General features: G+C 33.5%; 9 protein-coding genes. 3 read left to right on the top strand and 6 right to left on the bottom strand.

The features are described from left to right. Positions 1 to 154 precede the first annotated feature (154 nt). Genes ACN0WI_RS04820 through ACN0WI_RS04805 form a run of 4 tightly spaced genes read right to left on the bottom strand, consistent with a single transcriptional unit; the run spans position 155 to position 7,417 of the window. Positions 155 to 1,696, bottom strand: coding sequence for a glycoside hydrolase (locus tag ACN0WI_RS04820; protein WP_417885498.1), 1,542 nt, complete (start codon positions 1,694 to 1,696; stop codon positions 155 to 157). Continuing rightward, positions 1,674 to 2,345: a DUF3823 domain-containing protein gene (locus ACN0WI_RS04815; protein WP_417885497.1), complete on the bottom strand. Its 672-nt coding sequence runs from the start codon at positions 2,343 to 2,345 to the stop codon at positions 1,674 to 1,676. The genes ACN0WI_RS04820 and ACN0WI_RS04815 overlap by 23 nt, the downstream gene beginning before the upstream one ends. A gap of 31 nt (positions 2,346 to 2,376) precedes the next feature. Next, positions 2,377 to 4,236 (bottom strand): RagB/SusD family nutrient uptake outer membrane protein, encoded by a 1,860-nt coding sequence (locus ACN0WI_RS04810; RefSeq protein WP_417885496.1) that lies wholly within the window; start codon positions 4,234 to 4,236, stop codon positions 2,377 to 2,379. A 22-nt stretch (positions 4,237 to 4,258) separates the two neighbouring features. Further along, the gene (locus ACN0WI_RS04805) at positions 4,259 to 7,417 is read right to left on the bottom strand and encodes a SusC/RagA family TonB-linked outer membrane protein (RefSeq protein WP_417885495.1); all 3,159 of its coding nucleotides are present in this window, start codon (positions 7,415 to 7,417) and stop codon (positions 4,259 to 4,261) included. A gap of 218 nt (positions 7,418 to 7,635) precedes the next feature. Here ACN0WI_RS04805 and ACN0WI_RS04800 point away from each other — a divergent pair, with 218 nt between their 5' ends. Further along, positions 7,636 to 11,706, top strand: a complete 4,071-nt coding sequence (locus ACN0WI_RS04800) for a two-component regulator propeller domain-containing protein (protein WP_417885493.1) — start codon at positions 7,636 to 7,638, stop codon at positions 11,704 to 11,706. Positions 11,707 to 11,726: 20 nt separating this feature from the next. On the opposite strand, the gene ACN0WI_RS04795 is transcribed toward ACN0WI_RS04800, so the two are convergent. Together ACN0WI_RS04795 and ACN0WI_RS04790 are read right to left on the bottom strand one after the other, a co-directional pair. Then, positions 11,727 to 12,260, bottom strand: a complete 534-nt coding sequence (locus ACN0WI_RS04795) for a hypothetical protein (RefSeq protein WP_417885492.1) — start codon at positions 12,258 to 12,260, stop codon at positions 11,727 to 11,729. A gap of 74 nt (positions 12,261 to 12,334) precedes the next feature. Further along, positions 12,335 to 13,414, bottom strand: coding sequence for a phosphatidylinositol-specific phospholipase C1-like protein (locus ACN0WI_RS04790; RefSeq protein ID WP_417885491.1), 1,080 nt, complete (start codon positions 13,412 to 13,414; stop codon positions 12,335 to 12,337). A gap of 388 nt (positions 13,415 to 13,802) precedes the next feature. Here ACN0WI_RS04790 and ACN0WI_RS04785 point away from each other — a divergent pair, with 388 nt between their 5' ends. Then, positions 13,803 to 16,850 carry a SusC/RagA family TonB-linked outer membrane protein gene (locus ACN0WI_RS04785; protein WP_417885490.1) on the top strand — a complete coding sequence of 1,016 codons (3,048 nt, stop codon included), beginning with the start codon at positions 13,803 to 13,805 and terminating at the stop codon, positions 16,848 to 16,850. A gap of 3 nt (positions 16,851 to 16,853) precedes the next feature. Continuing rightward, the gene (locus ACN0WI_RS04780) at positions 16,854 to 18,617 is read left to right on the top strand and encodes a RagB/SusD family nutrient uptake outer membrane protein (protein WP_417885489.1); all 1,764 of its coding nucleotides are present in this window, start codon (positions 16,854 to 16,856) and stop codon (positions 18,615 to 18,617) included. Positions 18,618 to 18,817: the final 200 nt, after the last annotated feature.

Here is an 18,817-nt window from a genome sequence, read left to right as displayed (position 1 = left end):
GAACTGTATAATACAAAGTCGCTACGGCCATCAAGCTTATGCCGGTCTACTTTAGTTGGATCTTCCCACTCGTTTTGCTGTGCATACGTTGCGGTAAAGAACAACAATCCAAGTAGGCTTAAAAAGGTCTTTTTCATAGGTTTAATTTTACTGACTAGCCTTTAGAATTTTTAATAATGGTAACTATAGATTTCTTTGGAATTTTTATTGTGGAGTTTGAAACTTTTTCAAAAGCTAGGTTACTAGTTGAAGATGTTGTATACGTTCTAAGGCTTTTTCCAGAATGATTTCTCAGATCTATTAATTGACTGTCTTCTCCATTATTAATAACCACAGTAATAATTTCATTTGTGCTTTTGCTGTGATATGCAGAGTATAAAAGAGAGCTATTCTTATTAGAAGAAGAAACTTTGACTCTTTTGCTACCGGGCTTAATAAATCTACTATAATTTCCTAAAACCCAAAGCATTTTACTCTCATAGAAATTACCGTCTTCTTTATTTTTATCAATATAAATTAATCCATCTTTATAATCATAGGGGGAAATTGCCATCCACCAATGCCATGCCGATGCATTAGCAATTGCCAAATCGCTATGAATTACTTTAGCCATATACAAAGCCGGATCTATACCAAGATCCCTTCCATTTCCTTCAATTTCGCCATTATTATCACCCAGAATACAATATTCAGACATCCAGAATTTAAGTCCTTCTACTGCTTTTAAAGATTCAAAAAGAGTCTCTCTTTCTTTTATCAATTTTTGATTTGGTGATGTTGTAAAATAACTATGTCCAGAAATGGTATGGCTAAGATTAGGTAAATTACCTATGAAATTTTTAGATTCAGAATTAAAAAATTCTGTGATCTGATTTCCTCTTCCTGGCCGATTATCTTCTCTGCTGAGGTAATTTATTTGTCCCGCTTCAGTAATATCTATTTTGGCTTTTATACCTTTTTTTGTTATTTCTGAATCCAGAACTTTTACAAAATCTGCAATTTCATGATTCCAAAAAGGAGTTCCCTCCTGCCCGGCATCAGCCCAATCCCATTGTGGCTCATTTAAAGGACTAATATAATCTACCTTTAATCCCATTTTTTCTAAACCAATAGCCGAATTGGTTAAATAAGTAGCAAAATTTTGAAACTCACTTTTATGCAAATTAGAAATCTGACCAGAAACACTATAGGCTTTGTTGTTTTTGGTAAACTCTACCGGTGGGCTATTGGAAAATAACAGCAGTTGATCTACCCCATAATCTTTAGCTTTTTGTGCAAACCAAACCTGGCCTTTTTGTTTTTGAAAGTTATAAGAACCATCCTTATTAAGAAAGGATTCCGCTCTACGCCATTCGTCTTTAATATCACTTTTCTCTGCCTGCTCACTACTACCTGCTCCTAAATTAAATCGCCAAAGTGATAAACCAATTCCTTTAGGGTTACCGTCTAAATCTACCTCCTTACTAAAAAGTAAGGAGGCAATTTTTTCTTTTTTACTTTTTGGCCACAATCCTACAAACTGGCAGGACCATGCATCTGAGGCTCCAAAATTGTCTATGTTTTGGTAAACAACAGAGGTATCTATTTTAATTTGACAGACAATACTTGTAGCGTTTTCTACGCTAGATTGCCCTAAACAGGAAAATCTGACCAGTAATAGGATTATAAAAATCCTATAGATCGATCTTTTGTGCATGGGTATAAATTAACTCGTTAGCCATCGAAGATTTAGCCGCAATCCGAACAAATAGATAGCCTTCAGCTCTTAAAGATTCTGGTATTTCTACATCTACTGAATTACTTTTCCCAAATTCCAAATTTTCAATTTCTATTATCTCTTTAGCGTTGTTTATTTTTGCATCTAAAAGAACATTTTTACTAAGCAGAATGTTTATTTCCTGAACATTAGTATCCTCTACGATCTGATCAATTTGAAATTTAGCATTTAAAGTTGATCCATTTACCTGAAAACTTTCGTTAGAGATATTGATATATGGTGTTACTGGTACATCTACCTGAGTATTTCCACTTACCTGAACCACAATAGTATCGCTTGGTTGTGGCAACCAAGGATCGCCTCCACGGCGAACCAGTTTATATTCTCCTTCAAAGAGAGAAACCGAATACGAACCATCCTGTGCAATATAAACAGGGATTAATTCATTTAAAGCGTAACCATCCTGCCATATTTGAAATTCAGCACTATTAGATCTTACAGATATAGGTTCTCCCTGATAGGTCACCTGTCCTTCCAACATCGCGTTAGGTGCATCAAAATTATCTAATTCACAACCTATCAGCATCAAGCTTATCGCTACAAGGCTATATTTTATATATTTTTTCATTACAAATAAATTTTCATTAAGGGTTAAAATTCTAGTGGAAAGGATTTCTAACCAGCTTTGGATTATTATTAAGAACTCCCTGATCTATCGAAGCGTAATAATTACCTAATCTAAAAAGGCGAGCTCTTCTAAATCTGGTAGGTCTCATCCTGTTATAGATATAATGATTATTATCTGGATGCCCGGGACGAAAAATTCTATATGGATATAAGCCATAAACAACAGCCTTTTCACTACTCTCATCTCCATCCCAGATTTCGTGTGCTATTCTCCAGCGTTTTAAGTCGAAGAAACGATGATCTTCGAAAGCCAGTTCTACACGGCGCTCGTTACGTATATCTTCCATAGTAAGGTTAGTAATACTATTTGCAGGGAAACCTGCGCGTTCTCTCAAAGTATTGATGTAGGTTGTAGCTGTTTCAGCTTGCCCTAATTCGTATGCAGCTTCTGCTCCATTTAAATAGATTTCTCCTAAACGGAACCAAGGCCACCAATTTTCTGAAGCAACTCCTCTAGTGCTCGCTCCTGAAGCATCACTCAAAAATTTGCGAATATAGAACCCTGTATTACTTACAAACTGTGCATTATCCTGCGGTCCATCGGCACCTGTCCATAGTCCTCCATCACCGCTTCCGTCAGGAAAGCTATAAACACTTCCTAATTTTTGAGAAGTTTCATAAGAATATTCAGAGCCATTCCACACGGCTACTCCGGCCTGCAAACTAACCTGTAGTCCTCTAAAAGAAGTTCCTGGGTAAATAACAGTCCCATATAAACGAGCATCTTTATTATCAAAAATATCGGTAAGCTCATCATAAACTACAGGGCTACCACTGGCATCTGTGATTCGCAATTCACCATCGCTACCATCCAAATATTCAAAACTTTCCACTAAGTTCAAAGATGGAGTTAGATTTGATGGGTATTCATTATCCTCTGTCAAGCTTCTTGGGATATTTTCGAAAGTAAAGCCGTGAGTTTTTAGGCTATTCTGAAAATCCTTTGCAAAAATTACCTCGTTACTGTTCTTATCCATTAGCATTTCGTAGAAGTTCATTCCTCTATCTGGATTTTTATCATATAAAGCGTAATTTCCGTTTTGTAAAATTTCCTGTGAGGCCTTTAGGGACCTTGTATAGAATTCATTAGCCCTACCTGCGGGAATACCTACTTCTCCACCTGGCAAAGTAATTGGGTTATCCATCAAGTTATTATATTTAGCTAAAGAGCCGGCATATAACATGGCCCTACTTTCTAAAGCTAAAACCGTATAATAATTAGCTCGTGTCTTACTATCATTATTATCTTTTAGATCATCTTTAATATCCTCTAATTCCGCATAAATAAAATCATAAACTTCAGCTTCAGTAGATCTTGGTATTTGCAAGTATTCAGGATCACCACTATAATCATAAATAAGTTGTTCAGTTACCAATGGTACTCCGCCCATTCTTTTTACCATTTCGAAATAAACAAAAGTTCTGATGAATCTAAGTTCTGCTCCAAAAAGTTTTTTCTGGTCTACATCAATTTCAGTACTAAACTCCTCCAGATTATCAAGAGCTAAATTAATATCTCTTACAAAACCATAATCCCAATAACGACCGTAATCATAACCATACTGAAAATCATTTCTCCAGTTTTGATCGTTATGACCAGACCACATGGCATCGTCTATTTCTGTCATTCCGCCTACATTAAATACACCATGTAAACTTGGTAATCTATCATAATAGTTAGCAAGAAGTGATTTAATCAAAGCAGGATCATTCCATAATTGTTCATCCCCAATAATATCTTTGGGTTGACGTTCTAGGTATGCATCGTTATCACAGCCTATAACGCCTATAAAGCATGCAACCATTATGATGCGTAAAATTGTATGTTTCATAATAATATTTTAATAACTTCTATTAAAGTGAAAGGTTTAAACCTACCACAATTGTTCTTTGTTGTGGATAAACTACTGAAGCATTTGCTGATATTTCTGGATCGATCTCGAAACCGTTTACATTATCAAATGAAACCAGGTTAGAAGCGGTTGCGTAAAAACGTAGTCTGTCTACATTTACTTTTGAAACCCATTCTTTAGGTAAAGTATAGCCCAGTTCAATATTTCTAAGTCTCAAAAACCATACATTAGTTAACCAGAAATCACTATTACGGTGGTTTGGCCCAACGTTTCCGTTACGTATAGCAGGATAACGTCCTGGAATCCATTCACTTTCAGGATCGTAAGGATCTGCTCTATGCCAACGATCTTCCAATAAATAAGCTGGAGAGTTTCCTCCTGCGTGAAATGGATTTCTTAGCTCATAGTTCTGATACCAGGATTGCATGGTAGCTCCTGCTAGATCTATAGTAAGGTCGATATTCTTCCAATTCATTGCGATCGTACCTCCATAAGATATCATTGGAGACCAGCTATCTGGGTAGCCAATAGGACGCTCGTCCATCCCATTAATCACACCGTCTTCGTTTACATCTTTGTAAATAAAGTCTCCAGGTAATAACGTCCGGTTATTTTGACCATCAATATTTATAGGGTAGTTTCTAATTTCTTCTTCATTTTGGAACCTTCCCACAACCTGATATCCCCACCAGATACCTCCCCAACGGTCTTCTGCAGAGTTTCTATATTCTGCCCAGGAGTTTCCAAAACGTGGTTTATAGGTTGAAATACTTTTGTATCTTGAATAAGTGAAGTTTCCACTAACAGAATAATTAAAGTCATTTATAGAACTTTTGTACGTAATTATTCCTTCAGCTCCATTATAACCATTTTCATTAAGATTTTCCTCTGGTAAAGTATATCCTACTTCACTTGGAAGTAAAACATCATACTTTGGTGCAGGAACACCGGTTCTCCTTATTTTAAAAACATCTGCCGTAACACTAAGTTTATTATCAAGCATTGTTAGATCAATACCTATATTAGAATTGGTATTAGTTACCCATGATAAGTTTGTAATCGGTAAGTCTCTTGGCCTCAGTCCAGTAGTATAAGTTCCATCTAATACTGCACTTCCATTATCCCAAGTATAGCCGCCTAAATAATCAAACATTCCCACTCCTTGTTCTTGGCCAGTTTCCCCGGTAGAAGCTCTAATTTTAAGATCGTCGATTACACCAGTAAGCGGTTCAAAAAACTTTTCATCTGAAATTCTCCAACCTAAAGAAATACCTGGAAAGAATCCCCAACGGTCTCCTTTGGGGTATAAATAGGATGCATCGTATCTTCCTAATAATTCGACAATGTATTTATCATCGTAGCTATAATTAAATTTACCAATATAGCCTACTCGTGCCTGATAGTTCCAACCATCTGCGAAGGAGTTTAATTGATTAAATTCTAATAGCGGTAAATAATCATTAGATGGGTTAGTTCCCATTTGTTGATAATCCTGTTCAAAATCAGAGCGTTCGTAAGCAGCCATCGCAGAAAATGAATGTTTATCGATCTTCTTGGTATAATCTAATTTTATTTGAGAGAATGTACTAATATCTTCCCGCTCTGCCTGATATCTCCAACCAGCGTCAGATCCTCCTGTAGCATTATAAGTATCGTTGGCTTCGTCGTAAGTAAATACATCATATCTGTATTGGAAGCCATCAAATTTATTATTACTGAAGTTGTAAGAATAGGTTCCTCTTGCTTTTAAGCCGAAAGAAAATTCATATTCAGCATATAAGTTTACATTCAGGTTTCTGGCAAAATTATCCTTATATCCTACAATATCCCTTTTAAATAATGCTGGATTTCTTGAAAAGTCTCTAGTATGATTAGGATATTCCGGATTATTATTAGCATACGGAGGGGTAGTTGGTAGATTACTAAACAAGCCTAATATTGCAGAAAAATAGCCATCACCTCCCGGCAAACCAACATCATTAGTTTCCTCTATTCTACCACTTATTTGTGTACCTACTTTTAATCTATCTGCTATCTGCGATTCGATATTAGCCTGTAAATTTGTTCGTTCATACGCGAAATCGTCCAATAAAGCTTCCTGATTTGTATTGGCCAATGATAGATAATAATTAGTTTTATCTGTTCCACCTGATACACTTGCATTTACATGATACTGTGGAACATTATCTCTCATAACAAAATCATAATAATCGTAACTTTGATAACCAGGTAAGGTTCCCTCCTGCCATTTTTGTAATTCCTCTGGAGTAAAAACGGTATTTGGGTCACGACCTTCGTTTTGGGCTGCTTCTACAAGACCTCTGGTATATTGTGCTGCATTAGCAAGATCCGGAAATCTGGTAAGATTTTGCCAACCTGTATAACCATTAACATTGATCTTTGGCTGATCTGTCTTTCTTCCTTTTTTAGTGGTTACCAGTACAACTCCATTTGCAGCTCGCATCCCATAAACAGCAGCAGAAGCATCCTTAAGAATAGTAATACTTTCTATATCCTCTGGATTTAATGAATTGAACATGTCGTTACCTGAATTTCCTGTTGACTGCAACCAGTCACGACCATTATCTCCGCCATAGGGAACACCATCGATTACATAAAGAGGATTTCCCATATTTCGAATTTCTAATGCAGCACCACGGCCCGGTCTTGCATCCTGAGCTCGAACAGAGACCCCCTGAATTTTACCGGCCAAAGCACCTGCTGTGGTTGTTGAAGTTGTACGAGAAATATTCTCGGATTTAATGGTACTAATAGATCCTGTTACATCCTTTTCCCTTTTAGTCCCATAACCAACTACTACAACTTCATCTAATGCCTCTTCATTAGGTTGGAGCGTAATTTCATAATAAGTTTCGGTCGTTAAAGCAACCTCTTTTTCCAAAAATCCTATATAGGAAACTAAAAGGATCTGATCTTTTCCCTCTTGAATGGTAATTTCGAATTCACCATCAAAATTAGTAACTACTCCATTAGAAGTATTCTTTAATAACACAGATGCTCCCGGTAAAGGTAAACCTGAATTATCTAAAACTTTACCGCTTATTTCTCGTTGTTGCGCTAAAATAGAATGAGAAAAAAATACAAAGAATAGCAAACAGCAGACTTTGAGTTTTTTTGATTGTTGTAAAATTTCATACATATACTATGGTTTTAGCAATTTGTTAAATAAAAAGTTAGATTTGTATATAAATTTTCAGAAAACGTTTTCGGTTGTTTTCCGACTTTACAATTTTCTTAATTTTTTTAAGAAAACAGCGGGTATAAAATGACTTAATTATGGGTAATAATTGGTTAAATATGCGATATTATTGATATTGAAGTATATTTTTTTGCATTTAATAATTTTTTTGGTCCTAAATGAGAATTTACAACGGGTTATTTATTTTTTTCTATTTTTTTCTATTTTGGAATCATTCAGCTAAAATTTATTCACAAAATGAACCACGGTTATATTTCCATTCAATAAATACACAGAATGGATTATCTAGTAATTTTATAAATGATATTACTCAGGATTCTCTTGGTTTTATATGGGTGGCAACTAGTGATGGCTTAAATAGATATGATGGATCAACATTTAAAGTTTTTAAAAGTGGTGATCCTATAAATTATATTTCCAATAATTATGTACAATGTATTCAAGCTATAAATAATAAATTATTTATAGGAACAGATGAAGGCCTAACAATTTATAATAATGAGGATGAATCTCTTAAAATTTTAAATGAAGAGGAAAATAAACTATTAGGAAATAGTATAAGTGAGTTATACAAAACACCGAATAAAAATCAAATGATTATTAGAGTATATAGAGGCAGATTGCAATATATGTCTTTATCTAAATCTAATAGAACATTCAAAATTTATAATAAATTAAATAAAAATTTATCCTCAAAAGAAGTTTCTTCAGTAATTAAAAGGAATAATGAATTATGGGTAGGAACTTATAATGGTGGTTTAAACAAAATAGATTTCAACAAAAATAAGTTAGTAGGGACTTATTTTAAAAACAGGGGTATAAATGCACTTTATTTGGATTATGATAATAATTTGTGGATTGGTACTCAAAATGGTCTGATTATTATAACTGCTAATAATGTAATAATTGAACTAAAAAAAACGGAAACTGTTCAAACCGGTTTGAGTGATGATGATATATTATGTTTTCAAGAAGATGGAGAGGGGTATATGTGGATAGGAACTAGGAATGGCGGACTTGATATACTAAATATAAATACTGTCTTAGATAAAAAAAAGCAGATAGATATAGAATGGTACTTACCTTCAGAAGGTAAGAATAGCGTCAATAATCGTACAATTTCAGTCCTTTTTAAGGATAAAGATAAAAATATGTGGATAGGAACTCCAACGGGAATAAACTTCACTAAAATAAAAGGAGAAATAGTAGAGATTATAAGACATGAAAAAGGTAATCAAAAAAGTCTTAGCCATAATAGAATAGGTGCATTAGAATCTTCTAAAGATGGTAATATTTGGATAGGAACAGATGGAGGAGGTTTAGATTATTTTAATCCTAAAAATAAGATTTTCAGACATTTTGTAAAAGATTCAACTAATAAAGGTCTTAGTAGTAATTATATTTTGTCTTTACTTGAGGATTCATTAGGAAGATTGTGGGTAGGGACCTATCGTGGAGGAATAAATTGTTATAATGATGGGAAATTTAAACATTTTTTAGAAGGATCTCCAAGTACAGGTAGCGATGTTAGGGTTATTTTTGAAGGATCTGATCATAGAATATGGGTAGGAACAAATCGAGGGGGTTTATTTTGGTACAATGAAGAAGCTGAAGGTTTTTTTAACGTGAGTGCTTTGGAAAAACTTGATATCCGTGATATAGCTGAAGATGATGATGGCAATTTATGGTTAGCAACGTATGGATCGGGTTTAAAAAAATATAATCCATCTACAAATGAAACAGTAACTTACTCTAAAGATAGTAAATCAGGGTTCCCTAGTGATATTGTTTTTAGCGTATTAAGTATTGGAAATAACAAAATTCTAGCTGGCACCAGATATGGAGGTACAGTTCTTTTAAATTCAAAAACTGATATTATAAATAGAATAACAGAAAGTGAAGGTCTAAGTAACAACTCTATTGTAGGAATGATAAAAGAAAATGACCGATATGTTTGGTTAAGTTCATTCAATGGAATTAATCGATACGATATTATAACTGGAGAAATATTAAATATATCAACTCTAAATAATATTCAGCAAGGAGAGTTTAATGTAGGTGCTATTGAGAAGGATACTAATGGAACAATATATGTAGGAGGTAATAATGGACTGAATTTCTTTAAAGGAGGTGATATTAAACTTCAAGATGTAAATGCATCTATTTATTTTGAAGATTTAAAAATACTTAATCAAAAAGTTCTTATTCAGAAAAATAACCATCAAGCAATATTAAATAAATCCTTATACTACCAAAGTAATATTACATTAGCTCATAACGAGAATTCTTTTTCTGTAGATTTTAATAGCTTAAATTATCCGTTTTCTAAAAACACTAATTTTTTCTATAAACTGGACGGATATAATGATATCTGGATACCCGCTAATGGATCTAATACGGTAAACTTCACTAAAGTTCCACCCGGTAGATATAAACTTATTATAAAGAATAAAGCAGGATTTGAACAAGGTGTTAAAACTAAATTAGACATTATTATTATGCCTCCTTTTTGGAATACATGGCAGGCTTATATTTTATATGTAATCTTTATTAGTTTATTAATTTATATTTTATCTAAATATTATAGTGAACGTGTGAAACTTCAAAATTCTATTGCTTTTGAGCAAAAACGCTATCAACTAGAACGTCAATTAAACGAAGAACGTTTGCGATTTTTCACAGGTTTTTCTCATGAACTTAAAACACCACTTACTTTAATTTTAGCACCAATAGAAAATTTATTGGAAAAAGTAAAACAAAAAGACTCTCGAAAAGATCTTCAATTTATAAAACGAAATGCTAAGAATTTAAGACAAGCTATTGATAGGCTCTTAGAATTCAGAAAATCAGAGGAGGGGCTTAGCCAGCTTAATTGTAATCAGTACAATTTAAAAGTAAATTTAAAACACTGGTTGGACAATTATCAGCCACTTGCTAGAGATAAAAAAGTTCAATTAAAACTAGATTATACTATTAATGAGAAAAATATAAACTGCGATATAAAAAAAATAGCAGTGATTATGAATAATATTCTATCAAATGCCATTAAATATTCAGAAAGGAATACAGAGATAGTACTTAAAGTATATTGTGAATCTAATCTATTAAAGATTAAAGTTACCAATCAGGGAGAAGGAATAAGTCCTAAAGAAATTGATCATATTTTTGAGTGGTACTATAGGGCTGGGCATCAAAATAAAACGGGAACAGGTATAGGATTAGCATTATCTAAAAATTTTGCTGAACTGCATAAAGGAACTATTAATGTATCCAGCGTTTGTGGTGAAAATACTAGTTTTACACTCTGTTTACCGGAAGACCTTTTAAATAAAGAAATTTCAATTATAAAAGAAAGTACTCTAGAGTTAAATCAAGAAAAAATAGTTGAGACAGAAGAAATTCCCATAACATTAGAAAGAGATAATGAAAAAAACTTAAGTGCAGAAACAAATAGGAATATCATGCTAATAATAGATGATAATTCCGAAATTCGACTTTTTTTAGATAATTTATTTAAAAATAAATTCGACTTATTATTTGCTGAGAATGGTCAAGATGGAATGAAAAAAGCTACTAAATATATTCCTGATATTATTTTATCTGATGTAATGATGCCAATTAAAAATGGAATTGATCTTTGCGATTTACTGAAATGTAATTTAGTAACGAGCCATATTCCTATTATATTACTAACTGCTAAAACAAATACAGAAAGCATTAGTACTGGTTATCAAAAAGGTGCAGATTTATATATAACAAAACCTTTTAAACCAAAAATTTTAAAAATTCAAGTCCAAAGCCTTTTAGAAAACAGAGAAAAAATGCGCTCGCATTATTTGCAATTTCAAGATGAAAATATAAGAATTGGAGAAGAAAATAAATCTAAACTTATAAATTCAGAAAAAGAGTTTTTGCAGCAGATTGAAGATATAGTATTAAATCCTGATTATCTTAAAAAATTAAATACTGCATTGCTGGTAAAAGAATTAGGAATGAGTAGAACATCACTTTATCGAAAAATCAAAGCTTTAACAGGACTTAATATCAACGAATTAATAAGGGATATTAAACTTAAAAAAGCTGCTTATTTAATTTATAATGAAGATTACTCAGTTTCAGATGCATCTTTTAGTGTAGGATTTAGCAGTGTTAAATATTTTTCTAAAATATTTAAAGAGAAGTTTGGTGTTAATCCTTCTGGATATAGAAATAAAGATATTGATGTTTAAGTTCAATTTTTTTAATCTTCTTAAAATCGTGTTTTCAATTTAGCTTGAATCATTGGAGTAAGTACAGGATTAGGAGTAGAGATCCCTGCCGGAATAACAAATTGAGAATCTATATTAAAATTAATGTTTTTTTGAATTTGCGTTTCAACACCAAATCCAATTTCTGATTTTGGGAAAATTGGATCTACTGTTAACTGCTCGGGACTTTCTATCTGACTGGCATAAAAGGGCAACGATACATGGCGCCCTTTTATATAAAAATTGGTTTTTGGACTTATAGAAAAAGAGATTTTTCCTCCAAATGAATATTTCATAAATGTTGTGCCCGAGAGATATTCGTATTTCTGGATTAGACTTGTATAGGCTTCAAGCTTAATAAAGTTTTGTTTTATAATTGTAAACTTGTTAGTATAATCTGTATACCCACCAATCCCTAAAATAGATTTTGAAGATTGATATTGATTAAAATTAGAATCTATTTTCTCTTGAGGGCTTGTCTCTTGAGCAAAAATGAAACCATTTGTTAAGAGAAAACATATAAAAATCCGATACATTCTATAAAGTTAACGTTATTATAAGAGCAACGTCCTAAACTAAAATATATTCTAATTGGTTGAATATTTGTAAGCTAAGATTGATTATTTATAGGATTTTTTCTATAAAAAATATTCCTTCCGAAGTCAATTTGATAGTCAGAATCAAAGAACGTACTAGGAATGTAGTAATCTGTTGTTATAATTTGTGCACCCGAATTTTTAGCGGTTTCAAAACGAGAATAATCATTATTTCTGGCTTCAGTGGTATTGGCATCGGCTCTTGTTCTAATAATATATCCTTTTTTTACTAAATCTGATATTCGTTGATCATTGGGATCATTAATGATCATAGCAGCTGCTTCTGGAGAATTCTCATTAGAATTGGTGAAAATTACTCTATCTTTTAAAGACGGATGATCTTTAATATAGAGTTCCATTTTTTCGCCCTTAGTATCTAGTATGAACATAAATTTGCCTTTTCCTTCATCAACCGTTGGCCAATTTCCAGCGGTTACAGCTCTATTTAAGGTTTTATAATCAGCTCTTACATCATCTGGAGTAATTAGATGCTCTTTCCCTAAGGATTTTAGAATAATATCATCTAATTCTTGGTAAGCTTCCGCAGTAAATGGATCTGGTGAGGTACCGAAATTATTCTTTTCACCATCTTTTGGCTCTAACGTAATAAATATCGTTGTATGATCTGGATTTTCTTCCGACCAAGATTTCAAATCCTTAAGGCAATTTTCGAAAAGGTAATATTGGGTTCTAAAATCGATATCGGGGATATGTATCATTTTAAACCCTGGTTGCGCTAATTTGTTTTCAGTATCATATTCCGATTGGTCCTCAGCTAAAGATAAACCTTTAGGATTCGAGAACTTCCCTCCATTTTCATCAATATAAACGTCAACTTCTAGATTCCTGAGCCCCATACTTAATTGCTTCAGCATAGGAATATGCTCGTATTGTAAACCTTTTAATCCTCCTGTAGAATCCCGACTTTCTAAATACGCATATAAAGCGTCTTCAATAGCTTTCTTATAGCTATTATGAGATCCAATAACCTGAATCTGATTTATTTTTTGTTTGCTTTTCGGTTTATCTGAACAAGCAGAAAAAAAGTAGATACTAAGTAATGAGAATAGGATGACATATAGCTTATTGACCATGGCAGTATTTAAATTTTAGCCGATAAAGCTAGATTTTTAGGAGGAGTGGAAAGTAATCTTAAGAATAAGTTATGTTAAGAAAATGTAAGCTTTGCTTTCGACATAGTAAATAAAACGAAGGTAAATGTTACTACAAAAATAATTTGATTAGTCGAAAAGGTTAAAAAAACAGGGAGAAGATAGAATTGTTTAAAGCTTTATTAAAATTAAAAAAAGGTGAAAGATATTGACATTTTATTATTTAGCGGCTTAGAAATAAAGTAAAACCTTTTATCAAATTCAACAATTTAGGATGATCTGAGCAACGAAAAACAGAAGTAAAAAAACACAGTAGCTACCAACAACTGTGGATATTTATTAAGCATTGTGCAACCAATTACTTAACTACATGTATTTTAAAATTACACAATTAAAACCGAAAAAAATAATTTTTGGAATATCGGTTTTACTAGCTTCTCAAATGGCTACTGCAGAAAGCAGTATTTATATTGAGAATGCAAAAACTAAAATTAGTTCTAACAACTATCAACAAACTATTACCGGTACGGTTGTAGACGAAAAAGGAATGCCTTTACCAGGTGCAACCATTAAAGAATCCGGTACAGATAATGGTGTTGTAACCAATTTTGATGGTCAGTTTACTATAGAAGTTGCCGATAATGCTACTTTGGAAGTTTCCTATTTAGGCTTCAAAAGTATTCAGGTAGAAGCAAAGGATGGAATTAGAGTTACACTCGCTGCAGATGCCGCCAATCTGGATGAAATTGTCTTAGTAGGTTATGGTAAAAAAACAAAGAAGGATTTAACAGGAGCTGTTAGCCAACTTTCTACAGAAGATTTTAAAAAAGGAGTAAATGTTTCTCCAGATAATTTAATCCAGGGAAAAGTTGCTGGTGTACGTGTGGTACAGTCTAGTGGCGAACCAGGTGCAGGAGTAGATGTATCTATTCGCGGTATTGGTTCTATCCGTAGTGGAAGTACACCTTTGTTTGTGGTAGATGGAATTCCTTTAAGTAATGAGAATGTAAGTGCTGGCGGTCCGGATTTTGGTCTTGGAAATACTGCTGCAAAGAATCCGCTTAACTTTTTAAACACTAGCGATATTGCATCGATTACCGTTCTTAAAGATGCATCAGCTGCTGCGATTTATGGAGCTAGAGGCTCTAATGGTGTTGTGATTATCACTACAAAACAAGGAGAAAAAGGAGACGCTACAATTACGGTAGATTCTTATTTAAATGTAGCTAACGTAATAGATAAGGTAGATTTACTTTCGGCTGCTGAATATAGAAATGCTATCGATGATCCATCTTATGATCATGGTGGCAGTACAGATTGGCAAGACGAATTATTTAGAACCGCTCTCACACAAAATCATAATTTCTCATTTGCAAAGCGAACAAAAAGTGGTAATTATTATGCGTCGCTTTCTCGTATGGATCAGGAAGGAATTGTGGAGACCAGTGATTTCAAAAGAACTACGGCTAGAATTAATGCGGAAGAATCTTTCTTTGATAATAAAAGATTGAAGGTGAAAATGAATCTTACTGCCAGCCAAATTGATGAAAACGGAATTCCAAACGGAGCTGATGCAGGTTCAGATGGGCAGGTAATAATACATGCGTTAATGGCAAATCCTACACGTTCGGTTTTTGATGCCGATGGTGAGTATACCAACTTCAATATGAATGCGCATTACAATCCTATGTATTTGCTTCATATCTATGAGGATAAAACTAAAACACTTCGAGTTTTAGGGAATATAGAAGCTACTTTTCGTATCGTTGATGGATTGGAGTATAAATTTAATTTAGGGATAGATCGCTCTACTTCAGAGAGAAATTCAACTATATATCCGAACGTTACGGATAGAACTCCGCTAGGAGCTTACGTTCAGAACAATCTTGATTCCCAAAGTTCTTTAGTTGAACATTACTTAACCTATAATTTAGATCTTAACAAAAGTAATTTTGAAGTTTTGGGAGGCTTTTCTTATCAGAAATTTAATTTTTCTGGAACTTCTTTTTCGACCACTAATATTAGTCCTATGGGTGAAGGGGTAGCACCAGAATATAATCCAGGGTATTCTGGAGAGCAGTCTGGAGTTAGTGGTTATGCTCAGGAAAATGAATTACAATCTTACTTTGGCCGCGTTAATTATACTTATGATGATCGTTATTTGGTGACGGCGTCTCTAAGAGCTGATGGTTCAACTAGATTCGGGGAAAATAATAAATATGGTTATTTCCCATCATTTGCATTAGGCTGGAATATCGATAAAGAATTATTCCTTAGTGATTTTAATGAAATAGATCAATTGAAACTAAGAGCCAGCTGGGGAGAAACAGGTAACCAAGAAGTTCAAAACAAAATCACTCAGGCAAGTTATTCACAATCGGCAGCTGGAGGGTATTATTTATATAACGACTACAATTTAATAAATGGTGTTGTGGTTAATCGTACCGCTAATCCCGATTTAAAGTGGGAAGTAGTGACACAGTTTAATGCCGGTGTAGATTTCAGTTTATGGAATAATAAGTTATATGGCTCATTAGATTATTACAATAAAACAACTAAAGATGCGATTTTAAATATTCCTTCTGAACCTTTAAGCCCAACAACTTCAGTTTGGAAGAATATCGAAGGAGAAATTGTAAACAAAGGATTTGAATTTTCATTGGGGTCTAAAATTGTAAGCACAGAAGATTTTGACTGGTCTGTTGATGTTAATGGTGCTACACTACATAACGAAATCAAAAATTTACCAGTTTCTGAATTGTATTCTGGTAGTGTTGCCGGCCCTGGTTTAACAGGAGTAGCAGCAAATATCTACAAAAGCGGTTATGAGGCAGGTTCTTTCTTTATGCTGAAGCACCTTGGTTTTGACGAAAACGGAAATGATATTTTTGAAGATATCAATAATGACGGAGTAATTAATAGTGACGACCGTCAGATTTTTGAAGGCGCCATTCCAAACTTTACTTTCGGTTTAAATACCAGTTTAAGCTACAAAAGATGGGATTTAAGTATGGCATTTATTGGCCAAACAGGAGGTTATTTAGTGAATAATACCAATTTGGCACTAAATATTAATAACCTTGCTTCAGACAGAAACGTACTTTCCGAATTTTATGAAGAAGGCGCAAATCCTCAAAATACACCACAGCTTTCTACTTTATATATGGAGAAATCTGATTTCTTAAGATTAAATAACGCAAGAGTCGGCTATACTTTTAACACAGCAAATCTTAATTGGCTTAAAGGTCTTAACCTTTATCTAAGCGCTCAAAATGTATTTACCATAACCAATTATTCAGGATTCGATCCTTTAGTAAATAGTCCAAGATCAACAGGAGGTAATCAATCTATAGGGATCGATTATACAACCTACCCATCTTCAAGATCTTATATGATTGGTGCAACTTTAAAATTATAATAAATGAAATTTTCGAATATATCAACTAAAACTATAATTGCGATCTGCTTTAGTGCCACTTTATTTAGTTGTACAGATTTAGAAGAAGAAGTAATTGATGAAGTAATCGGAGGAAAAAGCTCCAGTCCCGAAAGTGCTATGGCAGCAGCCTATGGACAGCTGGCAGAAGGTACGTTTACCGATCACGGGAATGTATTTGGACTTCAGGAATATCCAACAGATGAGTGTATGCTACCTACAAGAGGTAGCGACTGGGGTGATGGCGGTAAATGGAGAGCTTTAACCGAATTTACCTGGGGAACAAACAATGCCGCAGTAGCTAGTACTTGGAATGCTTTAAATAGTGGTATCACTAAAACACTTACCGCTATTGAATCTTTGGAAGCAAACCCAGATTATGAAAATTACGATCTATTTTTAGCTGAAGCTAGAGGTCTTTTAGCGCTATATATTTATAACACTATAGATTTATTTCAACAAGCACCTTATAGAGATCCATTTACAGAGAATGCCGAGTTAGAATTTCTTCAAGCAGATACTGAAATTGATAATTTAATTATCGAAGTCGAGTCTCTTATTCCAAATTTGTCAAATTTAGGAGAGCAAAGAACATTTAATGCACGTTTTACCAAGCAAGCCGCTTATGCTTTGTTGGCAGATATGTATTTAAATAGAGCCGTTTTAAAAGATAGATATAATGCTTCGTCTAGTTTTAATTTTACTGAAGCTGCAGTCGATAATGACGGCAGCGATATGGACAAAGTTATTTATTATACTTCCTTATTGATTGAAGGAAACTTTAGTCTGGAAAGTAATTATTTTGACAACTTTGCCATTGATAATAAAAATGGTTCAGAAATTATTTTTGCTGTAGCTCAAGAAAATGATAACATCCGTAGAAGTGATAATGACTTTGCTTACATGTCTACCGGAAGAGCTCAAAAGCCCACACCAGATAATAGAGGTACCAATGCTTCTTGCGTAGAGCCTGAATTTTATTATACCTGGGAAGGAAATCATGATGATCCTCGTTTTCACAGATATTATCAATATTCTGATGGAACATGGTTTATGAATGATGGTACTACTGGTAGTGTACCTGCACAAGATGTACGTCCTGATACTGGTGGTGACTGGTTTCACTTTAACAGAGGATTGCAGGTCGGGCAGCAATATGGCCCAACTTTAGATGGTCAGGGAGGTTTTAATATGACCTCTGATGGTAGAATTGCCATCAGTAAATTAATGATGGAGAAAAATACTACAGTTCCTATGGATTACACACCAGAACTTGATTTCGATAACTCTCTTTCTGCAGTGTTCAGTCAGGATCAGATTAATCGTGGTGTAAGAAACTTCAAATGGGAATTTGATCCTGAGTATGGTAATGGTTCTAGTGCAGTAGATGTTCCTCTTTACAGATTGGGCGGAATTTATTGTATGAGAGCTGAAGCCTATTTTCGAAAAAGAGAAACTGCAGCAGCATTACAAGATATCAATTTACTGAGAACAAGTAGAACTAGAGAGGCTTTATTTGATAATGCTCCGGGAAAACCAATTTCTTCTTTAGATGAAGAAACACTTTACAACGAGATTGGTTTTGAAATGTATTGGGAAATGTACCGTAGAAAACAAATGATTCGTTTCGGTACTTATGATGAACCTTATACGGCAAAAGCTGCAACGGAGCCTTATTTAAGAGTTTTTGCTATTCCTCAGGAAACCATTGATGTAACGGATGGAATTTCCCAAAACATAGGCTATTAATAATTTATTTTTAAGACTAAAATTTAAAAAGAGCGTTTTTCAACGCTCTTTTTTTTTATTCAAATTTTTAAAAATAAAAACCGCAGAAGCTACCAACAACTGCGGTTATAAATTAATCATTATGCAACCAATTGCTTAATTACATGATTTTAAAATTACATATTTATAATTGAAAAAACTTTTTAGGCTTTTGATTTTAT

Source organism: Zunongwangia sp., from assembly GCF_048269745.1.
Taxonomy (GTDB): Bacteria; Bacteroidota; Bacteroidia; order Flavobacteriales; family Flavobacteriaceae; genus Zunongwangia.
This window is presented reverse-complemented; position numbering and strand designations above follow the sequence as displayed.

Bases quoted from the DNA above. Each gene is read 5' to 3' on its own strand.
- ACN0WI_RS04810 (WP_417885496.1), bottom strand. From the start codon at position 4,236: ATGAAACATACAATTTTACGCATCATAATGGTTGCATGCTTTATAGGC.
- ACN0WI_RS04805 (WP_417885495.1), bottom strand. From the start codon at position 7,417: ATGTATGAAATTTTACAACAATCAAAAAAACTCAAAGTCTGCTGTTTG.
- ACN0WI_RS04790 (WP_417885491.1), bottom strand. From the start codon at position 13,414: ATGGTCAATAAGCTATATGTCATCCTATTCTCATTACTTAGTATCTAC.
- ACN0WI_RS04820 (WP_417885498.1), bottom strand. From the start codon at position 1,696: ATGCACAAAAGATCGATCTATAGGATTTTTATAATCCTATTACTGGTC.
- ACN0WI_RS04795 (WP_417885492.1), bottom strand. From the start codon at position 12,260: ATGTATCGGATTTTTATATGTTTTCTCTTAACAAATGGTTTCATTTTT.
- ACN0WI_RS04780 (WP_417885489.1), top strand. From the start codon at position 16,854: ATGAAATTTTCGAATATATCAACTAAAACTATAATTGCGATCTGCTTT.
- ACN0WI_RS04800 (WP_417885493.1), top strand. From the start codon at position 7,636: ATGAGAATTTACAACGGGTTATTTATTTTTTTCTATTTTTTTCTATTT.
- ACN0WI_RS04785 (WP_417885490.1), top strand. From the start codon at position 13,803: ATGTATTTTAAAATTACACAATTAAAACCGAAAAAAATAATTTTTGGA.
- ACN0WI_RS04815 (WP_417885497.1), bottom strand. From the start codon at position 2,345: ATGAAAAAATATATAAAATATAGCCTTGTAGCGATAAGCTTGATGCTG.